This is a genomic window from Mucilaginibacter phyllosphaerae, assembly GCF_004378255.1.
Classification (GTDB): Bacteria; Bacteroidota; Bacteroidia; order Sphingobacteriales; family Sphingobacteriaceae; genus Mucilaginibacter; species Mucilaginibacter phyllosphaerae.
On record NZ_SNQG01000001.1, the window covers coordinates 44,804 to 62,560 of the forward strand.

The following is a 17,757-nucleotide window of genomic DNA, read 5'->3' on the forward strand; positions in this document are numbered from 1 at the left end:
ATTTGATAAATATATAAATTAGATTGGATGTAAAACAAAAAACCCGGCTTATGGGCCGGGCTCAGTATATGTAAATTGCTATTGCGGTTTAAAAACCATTACAAAGCCGCCTTTAGGCATCATTTTTACTGCAACCTTATTACCCTTTTCCTCTATCACATCCCGATGGACAATTTGCCTGGGGGAGTTGCCATCGGTATAAATAGTACTACGGTACATATCATTGCTATATAAAAAGGGCAGGTTTACCATAAAGCTTTTGGCCTTATTTTCGCCATTAATACCGGCTATGTACCAATTTTTACCTTTGCGCCTTGCTATGATTACATCTTTACCCGGTTCACCCTGTATAAGTTTGGTATCATCCCATGTATTTGGCACACCGCTTAAAAAGGCTTTCACACTGTTATCCTGTTTAAGGTATGACGAATCGCTATCTGCAAAATGCATCATGCCCGATTCAAATACCACGCTTAAAGCCAGCTCATGCGTATTGGTGGTAGTATGCGGGTGGTCCTTGTAGTCAGAAAAAGTTACCGGTGTATAGTCCATAGAACCGGCCACATTGCGGGTAAATACAAAAACGGTGTTATACTGCGCTGCATCCATAGCAAACTCTGTAGAGCCGTAATTTTCTGCACCACGCACTGCTTCCATAGATAGCAGGTTAGGATAAGTGCGGGCCCATCCGCGCGGCAAGGTGCAACCGTGAAAGATAACCATGATCTGTTCTTTGGCTGCATCCTTTAAAATATCCTGGCACAGCTGCATAACATTTTGCTTATCGCTGTCAAAAAAATCAACCTTAATAGCCTTAACTCCCCAGGTATGTAGTTTCTTCAACTCTGCCTTACGCGCATTTGGGTTAAACATCAAATCGCGGGGCTGCTCGGTAACGTTATTATAGGGCCCGCCCGAATTATACCAAAAAGTAAGTTTTACATTTTTTTGTCTGGCATATTTTACCAGATCGAATATGGTGCGGCCTGTTGTTGGAATATTCCAGTTGGCATCCACTAAAGAATATTCCCATTTCATTTTTGCAGCAAGGTCTACAAAACGTTTCATGGTGGTTATATTACGGCTGCTTGCATGGTCGCTCCACCAGCTCCATGATGACCGGCCCGGTTCAACCCACGATACATCGCCTATTACATTTGGCTGCGCCAGGTGGCTCACCATAGCCGATTGTACTATTACCCCCGGATTTTTACCTGCAATAATTAAACGCCAGGCCGTTGCAAACGGCGTTTTTGCTGTAGGATAAACACTTCCCTTCCCTAAACTTTCGGCTGCCATCGGGAATGCCAGTTTATAGACACCATTATCGCAGTTTTGCTGCAAATGCATAGCTGCATTATCGCCGTTAGTATTGCTCTCTGATATAAAAAGCCAATGATCTTTGGTATGGAACAAGGCCGGGAAAGCCCAACCTAAGCTATCCGTTGCGGCTGTGCCCGCAGGTATGCCGTTTTTGTAGATATTTTCATAAGCGGGATCTTTATCATAAGGCATTATCCAGGCGGCCGCTTCCGGAATGGCAAATTCTGTATACTCTTTAATTATGGTATAGGTTTTTGCCGAATCGGGAAAACGGTAACGAAAGGCCACACCATCGTTAAAAGCGCGCATTTCAACCGTGATGTTACTTTTATTGCTGTTGGCAAAAGTAACGCTTGCCTGGTTGGCAGTTGCATGGTAAATATGATATTTACCGGTAGGCAGGGTGTAAATCTCATTGATCTTACGTTTTTGCTCGTTCACAAACCTCAGGCCACCGGCAAACTTCTCGGTAGTACTCTCTACCCCTAATTTAGACCGGCGTACAATTTCGGCGCCGGCATCCTGCACATTGTAACTCAGGCTGCCGTTTTTCAGTTGCAGATTAATTTGCAGGGAGTTATCGGGCGAGTACACCTTCCATTCTTTTACGGGTGCCTGGGCATTTACCTGCGCTAAAAAAACAATGCTTAGAATAAAGACTACACTAAGTTTTTTTAAATTTTCAATCATTAATTTACAGATACGAAGTTTGAACAATAAATAATTAATCAGCGTTTACGCACATTACTTGTGTAAGTTACATATGGCCTGCTATTATTACAAATAGATAGCTTATTAGTTACATAATGGCGGGTTTTATCTTTTTACCTGCTAAATTTAGCAAGGACGGCTGACTTACTTTTTTATCCCTGCACCTGAAAAAGCTGGATGAGGTTACCACAGGTATCATTAAATACGGCCTGTATAACCGGGCCGGATGCTTGAGGGGCCGATTTAAAAGCTACCCCCAACCCCGTAAGTTTGTCATATTCTGCCTGTATATCATCAACATTAAATGCTGCGGCAGGGATGTTTTGCTCAAACAATGCTGCCTGGTAAGTTTTGGCAATAGGGTTATTGTTAGGTTCCAGCAGTAGTTCTACACCGTTTGGTGCATCCGGCGATACAACAGTTATAAATTTAAACTCGCCCATATCCAGGTTCATTTTGGTTTGGAAACCTAAAATATCGGTGTAAAACTTATGCGCCGTTTCAGGGTCGTGCACAAAAACACTGGTTAGTTTTATTTTTAGCATGGTATATAATTTATGTAAATTATGGTGCAATTACAATAGTGCCATTATTGGCTTTACGCTTTAAGATCAATGCAGATATCAAAGATACAACAAGCCCCACCGGCAATATCTCCATGTAAGTTAAAAGCACTACACCTAAAAACGAATTGTACATACTTTGCATAGATCTGATCTGTTTGATCTTGTCGGCAACCTCCGCTGCACCGGCACCGCTGGCTTGTGCCTTTTGAATAACGTGCAGGGTATATTTATCCATAAAATCGGGAATGAAGGCATAATAATCAACCAGCCAGGCCGCTACATACATGGTTGATGCTACAAGCGATATGTACACACCTATTTTAAAAGCTTTACCAAAGCTAATAAAACCGTTGCCTTGTTTATCCCTATAGCTTTTTATACCTACAAATATAAGCGAAAAGGCCAATATCATAGATGCATAGCCCAACAGCATGTTCCCCTCAAAATTACCGCTGCTGTAGCACCCTGCTATCGATACCAGCATACTTGCCGATACGATACAGCCGGCAATCAATCCAAATACAATTACAATTTTTTTCATCGTGCAGTTATTTATGTTTAGGTTTCAAATTTGAGTTAACAGGCTCATATTCGGCTCATACTTTAGGGTGATTTTTAATGAATGCGCTGTTGTTGACAAGTTTTACGCTGTTGTTAAGGTATCAGATTAAGGTTTTTTGCTTTATCAACCGCCTGTGTACGACGTTGCACTTCCAGCTTTTCAAATATTTTTGAAGAGTGGGTTTTGATGGTATTGAGCGATACAAACAAGCGGTCGGCAATATTTTGGTTGCTTAAACCCTGTGCCATTAATTGTAATACTTCCAGTTCGCGTTTACTTATACCCAGGCGGGCAAGCTGCACTTCGTCCAAAATAAAGTCAGTGCTTTTTACAGGTACCTGTTTTTCTATAACAACAGTTTTAGGATTAGTTAATTTAACCGCCAGCCAGATCCCCAAAAGCGTAAATAATATTGCTAAAGCGCCGGCGTAAATTTCAAAAGCATAATCGGTAATTATAAACCGCCACTCCAGCCATTTCATCAGTAACAACAAAACAGCCAGCGAAAAGCCATAAATTAAAACAGACCTGTATCGTGCCAGTAAAACCAAAATTATTTACGCTTAAATTGTAATAATAAAATAAGGTAATTTGCAGCGTAAATTCAAAAAAAGAGTTTAAATTTTATATACCTAAACTTTTTTTGATAAGGTGCTTAAAGGCAGGTACACACCAGTAAATACAATAACCAGGGCTATCAGGTCCATCAGGGTAACACCATCGTTAGCCGTAAAATGGAAAATAGTGAACATTTCGAAATAAGGCGGGGCGGGCATAATAATCATGGCCATACCAAGGGTTATCATCACAACACCAATCAATACCAGCAGATACTTTTTTATTTTTTCAAAATCAATTTGTTTTTGCGGTGCTTTTTTATGCAACTGGTGCCCTGTAAGTAACAATTCCAAATCATTGGGCACAGCAGGGTTATTTTTATTGCTATGGCCAGCAGGTATTACTTCGTCAAAAGCTTTATTTATTTTTTGTTGTATGTTTTTAGCATCGCCGGCATCAACCGGTTCATTCTGTAATAAAACAATCAACTCTTCGGCCTTTAGCTTCCACAACCCCGCCTCGCTATTAACTTGTTTACCCTTCAAAGTATTAAATGATTAGATAATGCTTAACTTTTGCTAATATTATGCCTTTAAAATATCCTTTAAATATACTACATGAAAAGAGTATCTGTTGTTACAATTAATTTTAACCAGGACAAAATTACAGAGGAACTTTTAGTATCAATTGCCCAAACAAATACTTATGATAACCTGGAGGTGATTGTTGTAGATAACGGCAGCACGGTAAATCCCATCCCGCTTTGGACAGATAAATATCCCGATGTTAAATTCATCCGGTCGGAAAACAACCTGGGTTTTTCTGGCGGTAACAATATAGGCATTGCACAGGCTACCGGCGACTATTATTTTTTAGTGAATAACGATACAGAGTTTAGCCCGGGGCTGGTACAAAAACTGGTAGATATTTTGGATACGCACCCACAGGTAGGCATTATATCGCCTAAGCTGGTTTATGATTTTAACAGGAGCATCATACAATATGTAGGCTTTACCCAAATTGATTATTATACTTGCCGTAACCAGGCAGTAGGTAAAAACGAGAAAGATACCGGCCAGTATGATAACTTGCTTGGCCAAACCGGCTACTGCCATGGCGGCGCTATGATGGTAAAGAAAGAAACCTGCGAAAAAGCCGGATTAATGGCCGACAACTTTTTTATTTATTACGAAGAGGTTGACTGGGGCGAACGCATCAATAAAGCAGGCTACCAGGCCTGGGTACGCGGCGATGCCGTTATATACCACAAGGAATCGATGACGGTGGGTAAAAACAGCCCGTTTAAAGAGTATTTTATGAACCGTAACCGCATCCTGTTCATCCGCCATAATGCGCCAGCTTTTAAGGCTTTTGTATTTTATATTTATTTTATGCTGATGGTGGTACCGCGAAACGTTATAAAATATATTAAAGAAAAAAGATATAATTTTATCAGCGTTCTCTTTCGCGCTATCTGGTGGAACATCACACATCGCAAAACCAGTACTAAATTAGGTTACACCATAAATAAAGTTTCATGATAACGGCCCTTTGGATAAGCCTTTTTTTTGTTGCCTACACTTTTGTAGGTTATGGTTTTTTGCTGTACTTTATTATAAAAATAAAACGCGCATTTAAGGGCAAGCCCGTTATCCCCGTTGTTGATGATACGGACCTGCCTACCTGCACCCTGGTTGTTGCAGCCTACAACGAAGAACATTTTATAGCGCAGAAAATAGCCAATAGTTTAGAGCTGAATTACCCCGCAAGCAAACTTAAATTTGTTTTTGTAACCGATGGATCAGTTGATAAAACGGCTGATATAATAGCGCTGCACCCGCAAATACAACTACTGCATCGCCCGGAGCGTGCCGGTAAAATTGCTGCCGTGCACCGTGCAATGGAATACGTAGATACTGAGGTAGTGGTATTTACCGATGCCAATACCTTTTTAAACGCCGATGCAATTACACGCATTTGCCGCCATTACAGCGATAAAACTGTTGGCGCCGTAGCCGGTGAAAAACGCGTACAGATTGATGCAAATGCCGATGCCAGTGCCGCAGGCGAAGGTTTTTACTGGAAATATGAGTCGGCATTGAAGAAATGGGACTCGGAATTATATTCGGTAGTAGGTGCCGCGGGCGAATTGTTTAGCGTACGCCGCAGCCTGTACCAGGATGTACCTGCCGATACCGTGCTGGATGACTTTATGATATCTATGCTGATTGCCAACCAGGGTTACCGCATTATTTATGAGCCCGAGGCCTATGCGCTGGAAACCGCATCAGAAAACGTATGTGAAGAGTTGAAACGGAAGATCCGTATTGCTGCGGGCGGCATTCAATCCATCCTGCGTTTAAAGGGTTTGCTGCTGCCGTTTAAGTTCCCGGTGTTATCTTTTCAATACATCAGCCACCGCGTATTAAGGTGGACGGTTACCCCTTTCTTTTTAATACTGGCATTCATCACTAATTTTGCCGTGGCCTTTGCAGAAAAGGGTGTATTTTATGAATTACTTTTTGCAGCCCAGGTGCTGTTTTACTTGCTAGCAATATTAGGCTTTATGATGGAGAAACGGCATATACGCATAAAGGCCTTATTTATCCCCTATTATTTTTGTGTAATGAATTATGCCGTTTTAGCGGGTATCATCCGGTATTTTACCAAAAAACAAAGCTCGGTTTGGGAAAAAGCGCAACGTAAAATGTAACTGAGCTACTTCCCTATTGCGTATTTTATCCCGCCAAGCAAATGCTTTAAATAAAGCGGATCTGCATACGATGCATCCGTATGCCCAAGCTCGGTATAGAATGCACGGCCGCCATCGTAATTGTGGTACCAGGCCATCGGGTGATTGTCGCCGTTTTCGCCGCCGGTGTAGCTTTTTTCATCAATTTTTATCAGTACGTGCAAGTCGTCGCTTATCCATTTGTAATTATACCACTCATCAAAACGGCGCCAGGTAGCCGGCAAATGTTTGGTTGCAATAAAACTACGGTCAACAACTTGCAGATCAGCATCCTGCTGTTTAGGATGGCTTTTAAAGTAAGCGCCAACCAATTTGCCATACCAGGGCCAGTCGTACTCGGTATCGGTAGCAGCATGTACCCCAACAAACCCGTGTCCTGCCTGTATATATTTTTCAAAGGCAGTTTGCTGCTCGTTGTTCAGCACATCGCCGGTAGTGCTTAAAAAAATAACCGCAGCATACTGTTTTAAATTATCTGCCGTAAATTTATCTGCATTGGTGGTGGTATCCACATCAAAGTTATTTTGTGTGCCCAGCTTTATAATGGCTGGTGCGCCTACTGCAATAGATTGGTGATGGAACCCTGCTGTTTTACAAAAAACAAGCACTTTGGGTTTGGGTTTAGCAAAACTTACAAGCCCTAAAAAACAGCCAAGTAAAATGATGGCCAGTATATTTTTGATTTTCATAATGTATGAATCAGCATTTTTAGCATTAAAGAATTTGCAGAATTATTAACTTAACATAAGTATTTTCACCTTTCACCTTTCACCTTTCACCTTTCACCTTTCACCTTTCACCTTTCACCTTTCACCTTTCACCTTAAATATTCCCCTTCTTCAGTTCATCTGCTGCAAAGTTTGCGGCACGGGCAGTTAAAGCCATATAGGTAAGCGACGGGTTTTGGCAGGCAGACGACGTCATGCAGGCGCCATCGGTCACGAATACATTTTTAGCATCCCAAACCTGGTTATTGCCATTCAACACCGATGTTTTTGGATCGCGGCCCATACGCGCCGTGCCCATCTCATGGATGCCATCGCCAATGTTGTGGCCGCTGTCATGCGTTTCTACATTTTTAACACCGGCGGCTTCCAGCATTGCTTTAGCTTCTTTTACAATATCTATACGCATTTTACGCTCATTATCCTTAATCTCGGCATCCATAGAAAGTACCGGCAAGCCCCATTTATCTTTAACGGTTTTATCAAGGGTTATCTTATTTTCATGGTAAGGCAATAACTCACCAAAGCCACCGATGCCTATGCGCCAGCCACCCGGTTCTGATAAGGCATCTTTATACTCTCCGCCTAAATTTAATTCGGCAATATCACGGCTCCATCCGTTGCGGCTTGCCCCGCCCTGGTAACCAAAGCCGCGCAGGTAATCGCGTTTATCATTGCCAATATTAGCAAAACGTACTACATAAGTACCGTTTGCACGGCGGCCATAATAGTATTTATCCTCATAACCTTCCACATCACCGCTGGCGCCAAGGTTGTAATGATGGTCCATAATGTTGTGGCCCAGTTCGCCGCTGCTACTGCCCAAGCCACCTTCCCATATGTCTGTAGCCGAATTCATTAACACCCATGCACTGTTTAATGCTGAAGCATTTACAAAAACCACTTTAGCATAAAACTCATAGGTTTGGTTAGTAACAGCATCCAATACCTCTACCCCTTTGGCTTTTTGAGTATCTTTATCATATAATATTTTGGTAACGATAGATTGCGGCCTAACGGTAAGGTTGCCTGTGCGCAATGCAGCCGGCAAAGTAGATGATTGCGTACTAAAATAGCCGCCGAACGGGCAACCCTCCCAGCACCTATTTCTGAACTGGCAGGCCGTACGATAAGGGATAGGCTGGGTTAAATTAGCTACCCGGCCAATTATCATATGCCTGCCAAATTGCTTTTTAATACTTGCGGCTACATCTTTCTCTACCCAGTTCAGATCCATCGGTGGTAAAAAATGGCCATCGGGCAGGTTGGGTATCCCTTCGATAGAGCCGCTGATACCTGCAAATTTTTCGGCATGCTCATACCAGGGGGCAATATCTTTATATCGGATAGGCCAGTCAATCGCCCAGCCGTCTTTTGCATTTGCTTCAAAGTCAAGGTCGCTCCAGCGGTAGCTTTGGCGCCCCCACAAAATAGAGCGGCCGCCCAAACGGTAAGATCGCCACCAGTTAAATGGCTTTACCTCGGTATATGGCGCGTCCTTTTCATTTGTCCAGGCATCCATTACAGCCTCCTGCGCGCCCCAGTTGCGCGAAATTACCGGGCGCTGCTTGCGCTGCTCCTGTGTTACATTACCGCGATGCTCAAAATCCCATGGGTTATAGTTGGCTGTTTTGTAATCTTTTATATGTTCGTAGTTAGCGCCGCGTTCCAGCATAATGGTTTTCAGGCCGCGTTCGGTAAGCTCTTTGGCAGCCCAGCCGCCGCTAATGCCAGATCCAACCACTATTGCATCGTAAGTATTGTTGGCCGTAGCCTTGCCATTTAAATTTGGTGCGTTTACTAACATTTTTTTACAGGATTTTATCCGGCAACCGGGCCGGTTTTTTTAATTGGTTTAACAATACTATTAATTAATGGTCAATAAATCAATTGTAATTTAAACAATTTATACATCTTTAAAATTTACGTGTCAATAGTTTACATTTGTTTATGCTTTGTATTAGCCGGCTTTTTATTTATCCCATAAAATCTTTAGGTGGCATTGAATTAAATACAGCCCTGTTAACCGACCGAGGTTTGCAGCACGACCGCCGCTGGATGCTGATAGACGAAAACAACCGTTTCCTGTCGCAGCGCGAACATGCCCAACTGGCTTTATTTAAAATAGATCTATTAAGCAATGCGCTTAAAGTTACCTACACTGCGGATGGTACATCTGTTCAAATTCCATTTATTCCTTTAAACCGGGCGCTAATCAATGTAACAATATGGGATGATATCTGTGCAGGCCAACTGGTAAGCAAGGCGGTTGACAACTGGTTTACAGAGAAACTAAGCAGTCCTACCCGCCTGGTTTATATGCCCGATGAAACCCACCGCGCAACCGACCCGCGTTATACTGCTCCCGGCAACCTTGCTTCTTTTGCAGACGGATACCCCGCGTTGCTAATCGGCCAGGCATCGCTGGATGCTCTGAACATGCGTTTGGCAGAGCCTTTACCGATGAACCGTTTCAGGCCCAATATTGTGTTTGAAGGCGGCGAACCGTACAGCGAGGACCTGATGAACCGCATCAGCATCAACGGTTTGGAGATGTATGGCGTAAAGCTTTGCGCCCGCTGCGTAATGACCACCATAGACCAACAAACCATCCAAAAAGGGAAAGAACCGCTAAAAACATTGGCCGGTTATCGCCGCAAAGGCGCAAAGATCATGTTTGGGCAAAACCTGATATTGGGTGGTACGGGTACAATTAATATAGGCGATGAATTGAACGTAGTATCCAAACATACCGATGAACGTTTTATGATAGAGGCTATGTGATGAACAGGTATTTAGCCCATATTACTTTGCTGGTGCACGATTACGATGAAGCGATTAAATTTTATACCGATAAGCTCGACTTTGAACTAATTGAAGATACGGCTTTAAGCGATAATAAACGATGGGTTTTAGTGGCGCCTAAAGGTTTAAAAAGCTGCCATTTATTACTTGCTAAAGCTGCAAATGCCGAACAGGAATGCTGCATAAGTAACCAAACCGGCGGCAGGGTATTCCTTTTTTTACACACCGATAATTTTGAAAGAGATTACGAACAACTCCTTAACAAAAATGTAGAATTTGTAAAAAAGCCTAAAGAAGAAGCATACGGTACTGTAGCTGTTTTTAAAGACTTATACGGTAATCTATGGGACTTGATAGGCCCTGCCTTAACTACTTTGGCAGTTTAACCTTATATACCCTGTACGGGTACTCCACTTTGTTTAAACCATTATTGTATTTAGGCAATCGGTTCATTTGTGAAGCGCTCAGATACAGGTAACCATCATTACCAATCCCGAAAGAATCGGGCCAGATGAGGCGGCTGTTTTTAACCAGCGTCTTCACTTTTCTGTCGGGCGTAACATATTGTATGGCATGCTCCGGCGAATTGCTCAGATAAACGTTGCCTTTGTTGTCGGTTATCATTCCGTGGCAGATGCCGGTTTCGGCAACCATTTCCACTTTACTGCTCAGGTCGGCATTATTTAAAGTAGTATTTGCCAGGTATTCGGTGGCTATACGGTAAAGTTTTGTTTGATTAATGGCACGAAAATAAAACCATTTGGCATCACTGGTTAAGGCAATACCATTTACATTGGATGCGAATGGTTTACCAGTATTATCCACAACATCCTTACCATCCAGATATAGTTTTAACCCGGGCTCAACAACAGTAGATTTATCATCTTGCAGTACTATTCTGCTTTTACCGGTTTGCAGATCCAGCACTACAATAGCATGCAGGCCGGGATCCGACAGGTAGGCCAACTGGCGGCCGTTATCAATTACCACATCATTTAATGCACTTTTATTTTTAGGCAGGTCATCAAAGGTGTAAATGCGCTGCACCTTGTTATCATTAAGGCTTATCTTTAACAGCTTAAATTGCCCTTCTTCCTTTTTGCTATCCCCTATTACCGCAGCTCCGCCGCCGGGGGCAGAGTCCAGCACCCACAGATTATCTTGAAAATCGGCAAACAAGTCCTGCACATTTACAAAATGGGTTCCGGCCTGGGTAGTATCGATCTTGTTCCAGTCGGCATCAGGGAATGGCATACGCCTGCCATTCACTACTTCCGTCAACCCATATAAATAGGGTTCCGTGTGCGGGAAAGAAACAAACAAACGGTTTGTTTTGGGCGCAACCGTAACGCCGATTGGCTGGTTTTGCCCAAATGATGCAACCTCTACAAGCTTTTGAGCCATTGTAATGTGTGCTAATTCGGTAAAAAGTATTGTAATTAAGACTTTTTTCATATTCGCTTATTATTATTTTTGAGACACAATGAAAAAATACATTTTAAATTTCATCTTACTTATTTTGTGTCTTTCTTCTGGTGCTCAAATCAATGACAATAAAATAAGGCTTTCTGTTTTAAAAAAAGGAATCACTAACCATACTTTCATTTTTGGAAAATGGACAAAAGAAGGTAATACTGAAACACATTTAAATTATTTAGGAACAGTAACTACAGCAAAGGGAAAGGCCTACAAATTAATGACTTCAGTTTGGTACTGGGGGTTATCTCATCGTGCAACTTCGGGTATTCTATTATTTTCAATTAAAAATAAACAGATAGGTATTTATCATCTCGGTTCCGTTACTAATATCCCTGATAAACTTATTAACGGGAAATTATTTTTTACCAATGCTGATAACTCGGATTGCGATAATTCTGTAACAACTATAATTGATTTTACACAAGACATTCCTAAACAAATTTTCTTGAAATGCAAAGGAAATTATGGTGACCTCTATTATTTTTCGCAAGAATAGATTAGTAGATTCCATTTGTATCGTTGGAATTAACTCGAAAATATTTCTTACTTAACCCTATTTAACTTAAAATTTACTTGTTAAAATTGCGTTGTTTACTTTTGTCCGCAGCCCGCTATGATTTGGGCGCTTAATTTTACATCTTTACTCAATGTTCAGAGAAATAAAGAACCGGTACCTCAGATACTTTACCATATTTATATATTTTGTTATTATCCTCTTCTGCGCCATCGAATTAAACTTCCTTTGGCTGTTTGGCTATTCGCCGGATATGAAGGACATTAAAGAGCCCACTATGTCGCTATCATCAGAAGTTTATACAGCTGATGGTAAGCTGATAGGCCGTTTTTATAAAGAGAACCGCTCGCCTGTTGAATACAATGCTATATCGCAAAACATCATTCATGCCCTGGTAGCTACCGAAGATGCCCGTTTTTACAAGCATAACGGGGTAGATTTTATTGGTTTTTTTGGCAGCCTGATCTCTACAGCAAAAGGCGACAGGCGCGGCGGCAGTACCATTACGCAGCAGTTGGCTAAAAACCTTTTCAGTACGCGTAAGCGTAAATCGCAGGGGTTAATAAGGCATGTACCTTTGCTGCGTACCGTTGTTTTTAAATGCAAGGAATGGATAACCGCCTATAAAATAGAGCATCAGTACAGTAAGGAGCAGATTCTTACCATGTATTTAAATACCGTACCTTTTGGTAACAATACTTTTGGCATTAAAACGGCCACCTTAAGGTATTTTAATAAAATGCCCAATGCCGTTACCCCGGCAGAAGCGGCTACCCTTGTGGGGATGTTAAAGGCTACATCTACTTATAACCCGCGCACAAACCCCGGCCGTTCTTTAGAACGCCGTAACGTGGTTTTAAGCCAGATGGAAAAATATGGTTATCTTAAACAGGCAGATTATCAGGCAGAGAGCCATAAACCTATCGGCTTAGACCTGAGTTATATCGACAACACCGGCTCGGGTGATTCGTATATACGCCACGCGGTTGAGAAGTGGCTGGATAAATGGTGCAAACAAAACGATTATGACTTGTATGAAGATGGTTTAAAGATTTATACCACCATTGATTCTAAACTACAGCAATACGCCGAAGAAGCCGTTGCACAGAAGATGAAGATGCTGCAAAAACGCTTTAACAATGTATGGGGTAATAAAAACCCCTGGCGGGATAGCAAGGGCGTAGAGATAAAAGATTTTTTGCTGAAGGCAGAACAACGTTTGCCTATTTATAAATTACTAAGCAAAAAGTATAAAGGTGATACTACCGGGATCAATAATTATTTTGAGAAAAAGAAACGCATGAGTGTGTTTACCTGGAATGGAGATAAGGATACAACCTTCTCCAGCGTAGATTCCATAAAATATTACACCAGGATACTGAATACCGGGATGATGACGATGGAGCCATCTACCGGTAAAATTAAAGTTTGGGTAGGCGGCATCGATCATAAGTACTTTAATTACGACCACGTAAACCAGGCCAAACGCCAGGCAGGGTCTACCTTTAAACCATTTGCTTATGTAACGGCCTTAGATAATGGCTTTACCCCCTGTGATAAGTTTACCGATAAGCCCGTAACTATAAAGTATAAAGACAATGGCAAGGATGATGTATGGGAGCCTAAAAATGCCGATTTCCATTTTTCGTACCGCGAAATGTCTTTACGATGGGCTATGGGCAAGTCTGTAAATTCTATTACGGCACAGGTAACCGAGCATGTAGGCTGGGATAAGATCGTAGAATATGCGCACAAGATAGGTATCGAAAGTCCGCTAAAATCCGTACCATCGGTATCCTTAGGTTCCAATGATGTATCGGTATTTGAAATGGTACGCGCATACAGCACCTTTTTAAACAAAGGCGAAAAGGTTGACCCGCTTCTGGTAACAAAAATTACCGATCAGAAAGGTGATGTGATACAAGAATTTGCGCTGAAGGCCGAGCGTGTTTTGAGCGAAGAAACCGCGTGGCTGATGCTCTATATGTTTCGCGGTGGTATGGAAGAACCGGGCGGCACCTCGCAGGCCCTTTGGGAATACCCGGGCCTTTGGAAGAAAAACAACCAGATTGGTGGCAAAACTGGCACCTCATCAGATTATGTGGACGGTTGGTACATGGGGATCACTAAAGACCTGGTAACAGGCATTTGGGTTGGTGCCGACGACCGCAGTGTACACTTTACTACATCAGCAACCGGCGAAGGATCGCATACTGCCCTGCCCATTTTTGGCGCATTTATGGAAAAGGTTTATGCCGACCCGAATTCGGGCTATACTTACGGCCCGTTCCCAAAACCCTGGGTAAAAATCACTAAACAATATATGTGCCCTTCACCTGTAATAAGGGAAGATACCTCATCAACTGATAGCCTGATGGAAATGCCTATGGATACAACCGCTGCCCCAACAACAGCACCTGCACCCGAAGCTACACCCGAAAGCCCGCCAACCAATAAATAAATAAGGCAACCAATTTTGCTTGTAAAACGTATTTAATATAAATTAGCAACATTGTGTAAACCGCTATGTATGAATAAACGTTTCCTTTGCAGCTTATCTATAAAGTATCCTTTTATATTAGTGGGCCTTATAATTGCCCTGCTTTTTAATCAGCAGGCTAAAGCCCAGTATTTTGGGCAAAATAAGGTACGGTATAAAAAATTAAATTTTAAGGTTTACAAAACCCCGCATTTCGAGATCTACTACTATCTTAAAAACGATAGCCTTATTAAACGTTTTGCGCAGGAAAGCGAATTATGGTACACCCTGCACCAGCAGGTTTTCAGGGATACGTTTAATAAGCCCAACCCTATTATACTATATGCTAATCATCCGGATTTTCAGCAAACCACCGCTATAGACGGAGAGATTAGCGTTGGTACCGGCGGTATTACCGAAGGTTTGAAAAACCGGGTGGTAATGCCCGTTATGGAAACCAACCAAACCACCCGCCACGTTTTAGGGCACGAATTGGTGCATGCGTTTCAATACCATACTTTACTTGGCCGCGATTCTGGAAATGCTGAAAATATTGGCAACCTACCCCTGTGGATGATAGAGGGAATGGCCGAATACCTCTCGCTTGGTAAAAAAGATGCCTATACGGCCATGTGGATGCGGGATGCCTATCTTAACCAGGATATCCCTACAGTAAAAGCCTTAACAGAAAGCTACAAGTATTTTCCCTACCGTTATGGCGAAGCATTCTGGTCGTTTTTAGGTTCAACTTATGGGGATACTATTATTGTTCCATTTTTTAAGAACGTAGCGCGCTTTGGTTTAGATTACGGCATCAGGCGTACTTTAGGTTATGATGATAAAACGCTGTCGCGCCTTTGGCAAAACTCTATCGAAAACACATACAAACCTTTACTTAAGGATACCCTGCAAACACCCGTTGGCAGGCGCATTATAGATGCTAAAATTGGCGGCGACCTTACCGTTGCACCATCTGTTAGCCCGGATGGCAGATATCTGGCCTTCCTGTCGTCCAAAAGCCTTTTCAGCATTGATCTTTACCTGGCAGATGCTCAAACCGGCCGTATTATTAAAGAGCTCACCAGCAAAACATCAAACACCCATATTGATGAATTTAATTTTATCGAGTCGGCAGGCACCTGGTCGCCGGATGGTAAAAAATTTGCGTTCAGTGTATTTAGCAAAGGCCGTAACCGCATGCTGGTGGTAAATGTACCGGATGGCCGTGTAGTTGATGATGTTTCTATGGGTAAGGCAGAGCAGTTTAGTAACCTTACCTGGTCGCCGGATGGTAAGCAGGTTGCTTTCCAGGGCTTATCCGAAGGGCAAAGCGACTTATACGCGTATAACTTCGAATCAAAAAAAGTTACACAGCTTACCAATGATAAGTATTCTGATTATCAGCCCAATTTTTCTAAAGATGGCAAACACCTGATTTTTGCGAGTGACCGGGCAACATATGATACCCGTTTATCGCAGGATATCACCTTTAACTTAGCCGAACTTGATTTAGCTACAGGAAAAATCACTAATATTAAGGTATTTGACGGGGCGAACAATCTTAACCCCCAGTATTCATCGGATGGTACACAGATCTATTTTCTCTCTAACAGAGATGGCTTCCGTAACCTGTACCGCTATACGCCGGCAAACGGAAAAACCGAGCAGATGACAGATCTGTTCACCGGGATCTGCGGTATTACAGAATATTCGCCGGCCTTAAGCTTATCGGCCAATAATGATGTGGTTTACTCCTACTACCGCGCCCAAAAGTACGCCATTTACAACGCCAAAACATCAGAATTTAAACCAGTTGCGGTAGATGGCGCCAAAACTAACTTTACCGCAGCCATGCTGCCGCCTTTACGCGCCGTTGGGGTAGATCTGATCAATAATAACCTGAATAACTATTTAGCCTATAGCAAAATCCCTTTAGATTCTATAAAAGCTATCCCCTACAAACCCAAATTTAAATTAGATGCTTTAGGCAGCACCGGCGTAGGCATTGGCGTTAGCACATACGGCACAGGCCTGTCAAGCGGCATTCAGGGTATTTTTAGCGATATACTGGGCCGCAACCAGATCTATGCCGGAGCCGCGGTTAATGGCGAGATATATGATTTTGGAGCGGCGGTAACTTTCATAAATCAGCAGGGCCGTTGGAATTTCGGGTTAGGTGTATCGCACATCCCCTACCAATTTGGCGGTTACAGCACCGTAGCCACTATCTTTACCCAGCCAGATAAGACAACCGTACCCGCCTATGAAGACAGGCTGGATATTATCCGCGCTTTTGAAGATAAGATCGCTGCATTTACATCCTACCCGCTATCACGTATCAACCGAATCGAATTTGGTACATCAGCCTCTTATTACTCTTACCGGGTAGACAGGTACAGCACCATTTACAGATACGATGCCAACAATAACTTCATAGGGCTTGATTCCAGGAAACGGCATATACCCATTAGTGAATACCTTGCCGACCCTAATAACCAGGGTTACAACTTAAGATCATTTGGCGTATTTGCATTTAACACCGCATTTGTTGGCGATAACGCTGTATTTGGTATTGCCGCGCCCTTAAAAGGTTTCCGTTACCGGTTTGATGCACAGTATAACCTGGGTACATACACTTATTTTGCCCCAACGATAGATGTACGTAAATATATTCGTTTGGCGCCGGTAACTTTTGCAGGCCGCTTTTACGGCTACGGCCGATTTGGCGACTCTAATGTTGGCTTATACCCGCTGTATGTTGGTTATCCATTCCTGATCCGCGGTTATGAAGCACAAAGTTTTTATAATTCGCGCAATATTTCAAAAAATGGCTTTACGATAGATCAGCTTTCGGGCAGCCGTATTGCTGTAGCTAATTTTGAAATGCGCCTGCCGTTTACCGGGCCCGAAAAACTGGCGGCCATCAAATCAAAGTTTCTGTTTACAGACCTTAACCTGTTTTTTGATGCCGGCCTGGCCTGGAATAAAGGCAGCCAGATAAAATTCCAGAGCGGACCGGACGCTATTGGCAAAGCACCCATTCTGGATGCAAACGGCAACCCGGCAATTGACGCGAACGGCAATCAGCAAATGCAAACAGTTTACAACCCCAATCAGCGGGTACCGGCATTAAGCGCAGGCGTATCTTTAAGGGTAAACTTGTTTGGCGCTTTGATACTGGAGCCTTACTATGCCATACCTTTTAACCGTACCGATGTAAGAAAGCCCGTATTTGGTTTAGCCTTTGCGCAGGGATGGTAAGGTAGTTAGAAGCTAAGGGTTG

General features: G+C 42.7%; 15 protein-coding genes. 7 read left to right on the plus strand and 8 right to left on the minus strand.

The annotated features are described in order from the left end of the window. Nucleotides 1-78 precede the first annotated feature (78 nt). The 5 genes from E2R65_RS00195 to E2R65_RS00215 form a co-directional block, all read right to left on the minus strand. The gene (locus E2R65_RS00195; RefSeq protein ID WP_134334461.1) at nucleotides 79-2,013 is read right to left on the minus strand and encodes a glycoside hydrolase family 97 protein; all 1,935 of its coding nucleotides are present in this window, start codon (nucleotides 2,011-2,013) and stop codon (nucleotides 79-81) included. 173 nt (nucleotides 2,014-2,186) lie between these two features. After that, nucleotides 2,187-2,579, minus strand: a complete 393-nt coding sequence (locus tag E2R65_RS00200) for a VOC family protein (protein ID WP_134334462.1) — start codon at nucleotides 2,577-2,579, stop codon at nucleotides 2,187-2,189. A 19-nt stretch (nucleotides 2,580-2,598) separates the two neighbouring features. Then, nucleotides 2,599-3,141, minus strand: a complete 543-nt coding sequence (locus tag E2R65_RS00205; RefSeq protein WP_134334463.1) for a DUF4199 domain-containing protein — start codon at nucleotides 3,139-3,141, stop codon at nucleotides 2,599-2,601. A 113-nt stretch (nucleotides 3,142-3,254) separates the two neighbouring features. Further along, complete coding sequence (locus E2R65_RS19950; RefSeq protein WP_308472288.1) at nucleotides 3,255-3,713, minus strand: response regulator transcription factor; 459 nt, start codon at nucleotides 3,711-3,713, stop codon at nucleotides 3,255-3,257. A gap of 81 nt (nucleotides 3,714-3,794) precedes the next feature. Then, nucleotides 3,795-4,265: a hypothetical protein gene (locus tag E2R65_RS00215; RefSeq protein ID WP_134334464.1), complete on the minus strand. Its 471-nt coding sequence runs from the start codon at nucleotides 4,263-4,265 to the stop codon at nucleotides 3,795-3,797. 72 nt (nucleotides 4,266-4,337) lie between these two features. Between E2R65_RS00215 and E2R65_RS00220 the strand changes: the two genes are divergently transcribed. Together E2R65_RS00220 and E2R65_RS00225 are read left to right on the plus strand one after the other, a co-directional pair. Beyond that, nucleotides 4,338-5,261, plus strand: coding sequence for a glycosyltransferase family 2 protein (locus E2R65_RS00220; protein WP_134334465.1), 924 nt, complete (start codon nucleotides 4,338-4,340; stop codon nucleotides 5,259-5,261). After that, entirely contained in the window at nucleotides 5,258-6,433 is a 1,176-nt protein-coding gene (locus tag E2R65_RS00225) for a glycosyltransferase family 2 protein (protein ID WP_134334466.1), read from the plus strand. The genes E2R65_RS00220 and E2R65_RS00225 overlap by 4 nt, the downstream gene beginning before the upstream one ends. 5 nt (nucleotides 6,434-6,438) lie before the next feature. Here E2R65_RS00225 and E2R65_RS00230 read toward each other — a convergent pair whose 3' ends face one another. Together E2R65_RS00230 and E2R65_RS00235 are read right to left on the minus strand one after the other, a co-directional pair. After that, the gene (locus E2R65_RS00230) at nucleotides 6,439-7,161 is read right to left on the minus strand and encodes a ThuA domain-containing protein (RefSeq protein ID WP_134334467.1); all 723 of its coding nucleotides are present in this window, start codon (nucleotides 7,159-7,161) and stop codon (nucleotides 6,439-6,441) included. 133 nt (nucleotides 7,162-7,294) lie between these two features. Then, nucleotides 7,295-9,004, minus strand: a complete 1,710-nt coding sequence (locus E2R65_RS00235) for a GMC oxidoreductase (RefSeq protein ID WP_134334468.1) — start codon at nucleotides 9,002-9,004, stop codon at nucleotides 7,295-7,297. A 143-nt stretch (nucleotides 9,005-9,147) separates the two neighbouring features. On the opposite strand from E2R65_RS00235, the gene E2R65_RS00240 reads away from it, so the two are divergent. Both E2R65_RS00240 and E2R65_RS00245 read left to right on the plus strand, forming a co-directional pair. After that, on the plus strand, nucleotides 9,148-9,981 hold the full coding sequence (locus tag E2R65_RS00240) for an MOSC domain-containing protein (RefSeq protein ID WP_134334469.1): 834 nt from the start codon (nucleotides 9,148-9,150) through the stop codon (nucleotides 9,979-9,981). Next, complete coding sequence (locus E2R65_RS00245) at nucleotides 9,981-10,388, plus strand: VOC family protein (RefSeq protein ID WP_134334470.1); 408 nt, start codon at nucleotides 9,981-9,983, stop codon at nucleotides 10,386-10,388. The genes E2R65_RS00240 and E2R65_RS00245 overlap by 1 nt, the downstream gene beginning before the upstream one ends. Here the strand turns inward: E2R65_RS00245 and E2R65_RS00250 are convergent. Further along, nucleotides 10,372-11,457 (minus strand): L-dopachrome tautomerase-related protein, encoded by a 1,086-nt coding sequence (locus E2R65_RS00250; RefSeq protein ID WP_183500311.1) that lies wholly within the window; start codon nucleotides 11,455-11,457, stop codon nucleotides 10,372-10,374. The two genes, E2R65_RS00245 and E2R65_RS00250, sit on opposite strands and share 17 nt — an antisense overlap. A 28-nt stretch (nucleotides 11,458-11,485) precedes the next feature. On the opposite strand from E2R65_RS00250, the gene E2R65_RS00255 reads away from it, so the two are divergent. From E2R65_RS00255 to E2R65_RS00265, 3 genes are all read left to right on the plus strand, one after another. Next, nucleotides 11,486-11,977, plus strand: a complete 492-nt coding sequence (locus E2R65_RS00255) for a hypothetical protein (protein ID WP_134334471.1) — start codon at nucleotides 11,486-11,488, stop codon at nucleotides 11,975-11,977. 151 nt (nucleotides 11,978-12,128) lie between these two features. Beyond that, a complete protein-coding gene (locus tag E2R65_RS00260; protein WP_134334472.1) occupies nucleotides 12,129-14,456 on the plus strand; it encodes a penicillin-binding protein 1A in 2,328 nt (775 codons plus the stop codon). 69 nt (nucleotides 14,457-14,525) lie between these two features. Then, complete coding sequence (locus tag E2R65_RS00265; protein WP_134334473.1) at nucleotides 14,526-17,735, plus strand: DPP IV N-terminal domain-containing protein; 3,210 nt, start codon at nucleotides 14,526-14,528, stop codon at nucleotides 17,733-17,735. Nucleotides 17,736-17,757: the final 22 nt, after the last annotated feature.